Annotated in this window: 8 protein-coding genes; all 8 read right to left on the minus strand. The window is 74.6% G+C overall.

Annotated elements, in window-relative coordinates:
- Window positions 1–75: 75 nt before the first annotated feature.
- The 8 genes from JS521_RS08010 to JS521_RS08045 all read right to left on the minus strand — a co-directional run bounded on the left by JS521_RS08010 (window position 76) and on the right by JS521_RS08045 (window position 6,651).
- The gene (locus JS521_RS08010; RefSeq protein ID WP_010064083.1) at window positions 76–450 is read right to left on the minus strand and encodes an ectoine synthase; all 375 of its coding nucleotides are present in this window, start codon (window positions 448–450) and stop codon (window positions 76–78) included.
- A complete protein-coding gene (trpA, locus tag JS521_RS08015; RefSeq protein WP_205082034.1) occupies window positions 437–1,276 on the minus strand; it encodes a tryptophan synthase subunit alpha in 840 nt (279 codons plus the stop codon). The genes JS521_RS08010 and trpA overlap by 14 nt, the downstream gene beginning before the upstream one ends.
- Complete coding sequence (locus JS521_RS08020) at window positions 1,266–2,282, minus strand: hypothetical protein (protein WP_205082035.1); 1,017 nt, start codon at window positions 2,280–2,282, stop codon at window positions 1,266–1,268. The genes trpA and JS521_RS08020 overlap by 11 nt, the downstream gene beginning before the upstream one ends.
- 3 nt (window positions 2,283–2,285) lie before the next feature.
- On the minus strand, window positions 2,286–2,549 hold the full coding sequence (locus tag JS521_RS08025) for an acyl carrier protein (protein ID WP_205082036.1): 264 nt from the start codon (window positions 2,547–2,549) through the stop codon (window positions 2,286–2,288).
- Between the two features lie 85 nt (window positions 2,550–2,634).
- Window positions 2,635–4,125, minus strand: a complete 1,491-nt coding sequence (locus JS521_RS08030; protein ID WP_205082037.1) for an AMP-binding protein — start codon at window positions 4,123–4,125, stop codon at window positions 2,635–2,637.
- Window positions 4,122–4,970 (minus strand): MaoC/PaaZ C-terminal domain-containing protein, encoded by an 849-nt coding sequence (locus tag JS521_RS08035; RefSeq protein ID WP_205082038.1) that lies wholly within the window; start codon window positions 4,968–4,970, stop codon window positions 4,122–4,124. Before JS521_RS08035 ends, JS521_RS08030 begins: the two co-directional genes overlap by 4 nt.
- Window positions 4,967–6,226, minus strand: coding sequence for a beta-ketoacyl-[acyl-carrier-protein] synthase family protein (locus JS521_RS08040; protein WP_205082039.1), 1,260 nt, complete (start codon window positions 6,224–6,226; stop codon window positions 4,967–4,969). The genes JS521_RS08035 and JS521_RS08040 overlap by 4 nt, the downstream gene beginning before the upstream one ends.
- 95 nt (window positions 6,227–6,321) lie before the next feature.
- Window positions 6,322–6,651, minus strand: coding sequence for an aminotransferase class I/II-fold pyridoxal phosphate-dependent enzyme (locus JS521_RS08045; protein WP_239486938.1), 330 nt, complete (start codon window positions 6,649–6,651; stop codon window positions 6,322–6,324).
- Between the last annotated feature and the right edge of the window lie 119 nt (window positions 6,652–6,770).

Consider the following 6,770-nt stretch of genomic DNA (forward strand, 5'->3'; position numbering starts at 1 on the left):
ACGACGGTGTCCCGTCGTCGTCAGGTCGGCGGGCGCCCTCGGTTCAGGCGCCCGTCGGGTGAGCGGCTGTCCGGCCTAGTAGGCCGAGGAGACGCCCTCGGCCAGGCTGTGCACCTCGTCGCCTCGGAGCGCCGGGGCGAAGACGCAGACCAGACGCAGGTCCTCGTGCGGCGAGGCGATCAGGAAGTGCGGGTCGTTGTTGTCGAGCGAGTAGAGAACGCCCGGCGTCAGCGGATGACTGGTGCCGTCGAGTTCCACCACCTCGCCGGAGCCCTCGATGCAGTAGCAGGTCTCCAGGTGGTTGCGGTACTCCAGGCGGGACTTGGTCCCGGCCCGCACCGTGGTGTCGGTGACGCTGTAGCCGAGGCCGTCGGCGTCCAGGATGAATCTGCGGCTGAGTCCGTTGCCCCAGTCGACGGTCTTGACGGTCTCGATGTTACGGATGAGCACGGGTGTCCTCCTTCGGACGGGTGGAGAGCGGACGGCCGAGGTCGGCAAGGAAGGAGCGGTAGCCGTCGACCGGGTCGGACCCGGCCTCCAGACTCCGTTCCAGCGCGGCCACTCCGGCGGAGCCGACGATCGCCGCGTCCGCGCCGCTGCGGGCGACGGAGCGGAGATCATCGGCGGTGGACACCCCGAAGCCGACGGCTATCGGGGAGACGGTGAGGTCGCGCAGGGAGGCAACGAACGGCGCCAGACCGGCGTGGCCGCCGTCGGGTGTTCCGGCGCCGCTGCGCCCGTAGCGCGCGACCAGGTAGAGGTATCCGGAGGCGTGGGCCGCCGCCTCGGTGACGGTGGCCGCCGAGCTGGCCGGGTAGCAGGTGGTGACCTCGGGCAGGTCCGCCGCGCGCAGCGCCTCGTGGTGGGCCCGCCGCAGCCGGGGCGGCAGGCCGTGGGCCAGCAGGGCGTCGGCACCGCTGTCCGCGACGACGCGGGCGTAGTCGGCGGGCGTGGAGGTGCGCAGGCTGTGGCTCCAGTCCGCGAGCACCGCGATCCGCAGCCGCTTCAGCCCCGGTCGTACGGCGGCGACGAAGTCCAGGGTCTCGCGCAGACCCGTGCCCCGGGCCAGCCCCCGGTCGGCGGAGCGGCGCACCACGGCCCCGTCGGTGGGCGAGTCGGGGAAGGGAACGGCCAGTTCGAGGCAGTCGACGCCCGATGCGTCCAGCAGTGCGACGAGGTCGGCGAGGACGGGCAGCGGTGGGTCGCCCGCGTTAAGGAAGACGGCCAGGCCCAGTTCCTCCCGCGCACGGGCCTCGGCGAAGAAGTCAGCCGGCACGGTCCGCCCCCTTCAGCCGCTCCAGCAGGTCGAGCGCAGCCCCGTCGTCGAGCGCCGCGCCCGCCTCGGCGACCGCCTTCGCCCAGTCGTCGCGGTGGCCCGAGGCCAGGGCGAGCGCGGCCGCGTTGAGTTGGAGGGTGGCGCGGAGGGGCCCGCCCGCGCGGCCGGTGAGAACGGCGCGGAAGTGCTCGGCGGCAGCGTCCCGGGAGACGGGTGCCAGATCGTCGGGTGAGCCCCCGGCGGGGACGAGTTCGCCCGCACGGAGCGTCAGCGTGCCGCCTTCGGGGAGGTGGACCGTGTTGTCGCACATGCTGAGCAGTTCGTCGGCGCCGAGCGGGTTGGTGACCAGCCAGGTGCCCGGGATGCCCGGCCGGGACGCCAGGGCCCGCAGAGCGGGCGGAACCCGGCCCCCGCTGACGCCGGTGACCTGCGCGGAGACCGGGACCGCCGCGAGGAACGGGCCCAGGGTGTTGAGGAAGCGGCCGAACACCCGCATGGGCGTCGGCACGGCCAGCAGGGCGAGCCTGGCCAGTTGGACCGGGTAGACGAACGGTCCGGTGAAGGCGATGCCGTGGGTGTCCAGGTGGTGGGATGCCTGGTCGAGCGAGGCCGCGAACGGGACGCCCAGCCGGTCCAGGAGGTCGATCGAGCCGGTGCGCGCGGTGTGGGCGCGGGAGCCGGACTTGACGACCCGGACCCCGCAGGCGGCGGCGACCAGTGCGGCGGCCGTGGACAGGTTGACGGTCGGTGGACCGCCGCCGGTGCCCACCACGTTGACGGTGCCGGCCCAGGAGGACGCGGGCCGCGCCGGGCGCCGCCGGTCCAGCGCGTCGATCATGGCGAGCAGGCTGTCCACCTCGGGAAGGGCAGCGGTGAGCGAGGCGAGGAGCGCCAGTGCGTCACCGCGGTCCAGGGCGCCGTCGGCCAGCGCCTGCCACAGCGCGTCCCACTGCTCGGGGCCGGCCGGGGCACGCCGGTCGACCACCGGGACGAGAGCCGGGTGCACGGCTCAGCCCCCCGTGGCGGCGGTGCTCTGGGAGCGCGCGACGTAGGCGTCGATGGCGTTGACACTGCGGAAGTTCTCGGGGTCGAGGTCGGTGTCGCCGACCGCCAGCCGGAAGTGGTGCTCGACCCAGGCGATCATCTTGAGGACGCCGAGGCTGTCGATCGCCCCGTCGGCCAGAAGGTCGAGGTCGGGCGGGAGTTGGGAGGGGGTGAGATCGGGAAGGAACTCCCGGACGATGTACTCGCTGATCTGGTCGGCGTTGCTCACGGAATGCTCCTTGGCGGGTTGTTCGTGAAGGGGCCCCGGACGGCGCGGGACGCGCCGACGACTTCCGGGGTGTGCGGGGTACAGGTCAGGACGCGGTGGCGGCGGGTGCGGCCACGGTCTGCGCGATCATGCGGCGGTCCACCTTGCCGGTGCCGGTGCGCGGCAGGGGCTCGGTCACGGGCATGAGGAGACCGGGCACCCAGCCGCGGGCCAGCCGGGCGGTGCAGTGCCTCTTGAGGTCGAGGCTGGTGACGGTGGAGCAGTCCTCCAGCCGTACGACGGCGATCAGGCGCCGGCCCTCGACCGGGTCGGGCACGGTGGTCACCCCGGCCTCCAGCACCTCGGGGTGTTCCAGCAGCACCTGTTCGACCTCCCCGGTGTTGACGGCGACGCCCCGGATCTTGACCTGGTGGTCCAGCCGGCCGATGAGCCGGAGGGCGCCGTCGGTGTCCCTCGCGACCAGGTCCCCGGTGCGGAACCACCAGGTGCCCGGGCCGCCGTCCGCCGCCGCCTCCAGGACGAACTTCTCGGCGGCTCGGCTCGGATCGGCGTACCCGGTGCTCTGGAAGGGCGTGGAGACCTCCAGTTCGCCGCTCCCCGGCCCGTTCAGCACCCGCCCGTCGGGATCCCGCAGCCTCAGGCGTACGCCCGGGAGCGGGCGGCCCAGCGGCATCGGGGCGGACTGCGTCAGGCTCCGGTCGACCTCGTGGATCAGGCTGTCGTTGGTCTCGGTGCAGCCGTAGATGTTGTGCAGCCGGGCGCCGGGCATGAGCTCCGCGAGATCGGCGAGCGCCTGCTCGGGCATCACGTCACCGGTGAACGCCGCGTGCCGGACGGACCCCAGCGGGCCGCCGCCCTCCACACGGGCCTGAGCGCCGACCAGGGCGTAGCAGAGGGGAACCGCCTGGACCACCTCGATGCGGTGGGTGCGCAGCAGGCGGAGCAGCCCCCGGCCGCTCGCCGCTGTCGACGGGTCCACCAGGACCACCTGTCCGCCGTGGGCGAGCGTGGTCCAGACATCCAGCAGGCAGAGGTCGAAGTTGAGCGGGGCGTAGTTGAGCACGGGGGTGGACTCGGCGATGCCGAAGGCGTCCGCGGCCCAGTCGGTGAAGGCGTCCACGGCCCGGTGCGGGAGGGGGACGGCCTTGGGGATGCCGGTGGAGCCGGAGGTGGTGAGCACGAGGGCGGTACCCGGCGGCACCGCTCCCCCGCCGTGCGCCGGGGCCGTCACCGTGATGGCAGTCCCGGCGAGCGCGTAGGCGCAGTGCGCCTCCGCCATCACCGCCGTGACCTGGTCGGGCGGCAGGGTGGGCGAGGGCAGCAGCGCGGGGCGGCCCGTGGCCAGGCAGGCCAGGGCGGTGGCGACGGTGCCGGGCGACTTGTCGTCGAGCACGGCGACCGTGGCGCCGGCGGGGACGTGTTCGTCGAGCCGGGCGCGGGCGTCCGCGGTCGCGTCGGCCAGTTCCCGGTAGCTGGTGGTGGTGCCTTTCCACCACAGGGCGGGGGCCTCCGGAGTCTTGTCGGCCCAGCGGAGAACCGAGTCGGCGGTCTCGCTGTGCCGGCCGGTCCGGGTCATCGGCCCGCTCCCGTCGCAGGGGCCAGCCGGAGCCAGCCGCCCTTGACGGCGACGGCGCCCTGTGACCGTACGGTGAACGCGACGGTGTCCCCGTCTGCGAGGGGCGTGAGGTCGAGGGAGGTCGCCTCGCCGGGCAGGACCGGGCGGGCGAAGCGCGCGCCGATCGCCCGCACCCGGTCGACGTCTCCGTCCGCGTACCGCTCGGCGGCTTCCTCCACGGCGAGTGCCACGAGGCTCATGCCGTGGGCGATGACATCGGCGAACCCCGCTGACCGGGCGGCCTCGGTGTCGAGATGGACGGGGTTGAGGTCTCCGGCCGCGTGGCCGTATTCGGCGATCCACGCCCGGTCGATCGCGAGGTCGCTGCTGAGCGTGGCGCCCGGTGTCTCCTGCCGCACCGCGGCCGTGGGCACGAGCGTGCCGCGCGGTTCGGCCGCCCGGATGCCGACGAGCAGGATGTGGGCGGTGAGCCGGGCCTGTTCGGCGCCGGTCGCCCGGTCGGCGAGCGTGGTGGTCAGAACGAGCCGGGTGCCCTTGGGTTCGACCCGTACGGCCTCCAGTTCGGCGGCCGCGTCGAGCGGGGCGCCGGGACGCGGCGGGCGGTGCAGCTCGATCTCCTGGGCGAGGTGGACCAGGGAGAACGGGCCGTGGCCGGCGGCGAGGTCGGCGACCGTGCGCTCGGCGAGCGGGTGGGTGAGGACGAAGGCGGCGAGCGGGCCCGCCACGGCCCGGCCGGGTTCCGGCCGGCCCAGCGCCCGGCGGGTGACGGTCCGATAGCGAAGGGCGGCGGCCGCGTCGAGCATCGGTGCGGACGGGTCGAGTGCGGAATCGGGCAGGGTCGTCATGCGGGGGCCACCACCAGGCTGCTGTTGTGGCCCCCGAAGCCGAAGGAGTTGGTCAGCGCGGGGCCGGTGGGGACAGGTCGCGGGGTGCCGTGGACCACGTCGATCTCCATCTCGGGTTCCGTTCGTGTGTGGTTGGCGGTGGGCGGCACCGCTCCGGCGTTCATCGACAGCACGGCGACCACCAGTTCGACGGCTCCGGCCGCCCCGATCAGGTGGCCCAGCACGCCTTTGCTGGCGGTGACCGGCGGCCCGTCCGGTCCGAACACCTTGGCCAGGGCCGTGGCTTCGGCGCGGTCGTTGTGCACGGTCGCGGTGCCGTGGGCGTTGACATGGGCGATGTCCGAGGGGACGAGACCGGCGTCGGCGAGCGCGCCGGTCATGGCCTCGGCGGCGTACGCGCCGTCGGGGTGCGGGGCCGAGAGGTGGTGGGCGTCCGAGGTGGCGGAGTATCCGAGGACCAGGCCGTGCGCCCGGGCGCCCCGGGCGCGCACGTCGGCTGCCCGTTCCAGCACCACGAAGGCGGCGCCCTCGCCCATCACGAAGCCGTCCCGGCTCTCGTCGAACGGCCGGCACGCGGTGGCCGCCTCGGTACGGAGGGAGGCGGCGTTGAGGTTGCCGAACCCGGCGAGGGTGATCGGTGTGAGGGTCGCCTCGCAGCCGCCCGCGATCACCACGTCGGCGCGGTGGTCGCGGAGCATGGCCGCGCCGGTCCCGATGGCGTCGGCCCCGCTGGCGCAGGTGGTGGAGATGGTCAGCGCCGGTCCGTGCCAGCCCAGTTGGAGGGCTATCTGGGCGGCGGCCGCGTTCGGCATCGTCATCAGGGGCATCAGCGGGCGGACCCCGCCGGGCCCCTTCGCCGCGAAGTTGACGGACTCGGCGTCGCTGGTGCTGCGGCCCCCGACGGCGTTGCCGACCACGATGGCGCAGCGGGCGGCGGGTGCCTGAGGCAGCCCGGCATCGGCATGGGCGGCCAGCGCCGCGGCGAGCCCGTAGCGGGCGAAGGGGTCGAGCCGCCGGGCGGCCTTGGTGGCCAGCGCCTCCTGCCAGGGCAGGCCGTGGCCGGTGAGTTCGGGCACCCGGCAGCCGATCTTGATGCGGTGGCCGCTGGTGTCGAAGTGGGTGAGGTCGACCGCGAGGGACCGGCCGGCCGACACCGCTGTCCAGAGTTTCTCGGTGGTGAGCCCGGCCGGAGTGACGGCGCCGATCCCGCTGATGGCGATGTCCGGCCGGGCGACGCGTTCGGCTTCGGTACGCATGATCCGTGTGGTTCCTTCCCGTTCCGGTGACCGGCCGTCGGCCGTGGGCGAGGGTGCCGTGCTCGGGTGGGTGGGGGGGGCGGCGTCGGGCAGGGTCAGCCCGCCAGGAGTCCGCACTCTCCGGCGGCCTTGAGGAACGCTTCCGCGGCGAGCTCCACGTCCGCGTCCGTGTGCCGTGCGGTGACGGCGATCCGCAGCCGGGCCAGGTCGCGCGGTACGGCGGGGGTGACCACGGGCAGCCCGATCACGCCCAGGCGGCGGGCGGTGGTGGCGAGGTCGTAGGCCGACTCGTCGCTGCCGGCGATGAGCGGGACGACGGCGGTCTCGCTGTCGCCGGTCCGCATGCCGCCCGCGCTCACCAGCTCCCGGAACCGGGTGCCGTACCCCTGGATGCGGGCGACGCGCTCCGGTTCGGCGCGCAGCACGCGCAGCGCTTCCAGTGCGGGGCCCCCCGGCGGCGGCGGGGGGGGGGCGGGCGGGGGGGGGGGCCGCCCCGGGAAAAGAAAACTTCGCGTCAAATGGGGGGGCCGCCGCCCCCCCCCCC

Source organism: Streptomyces durocortorensis, assembly GCF_016901035.1.
In the GTDB taxonomy this organism is placed as follows: domain Bacteria; phylum Actinomycetota; class Actinomycetes; order Streptomycetales; family Streptomycetaceae; genus Streptomyces; species Streptomyces durocortorensis.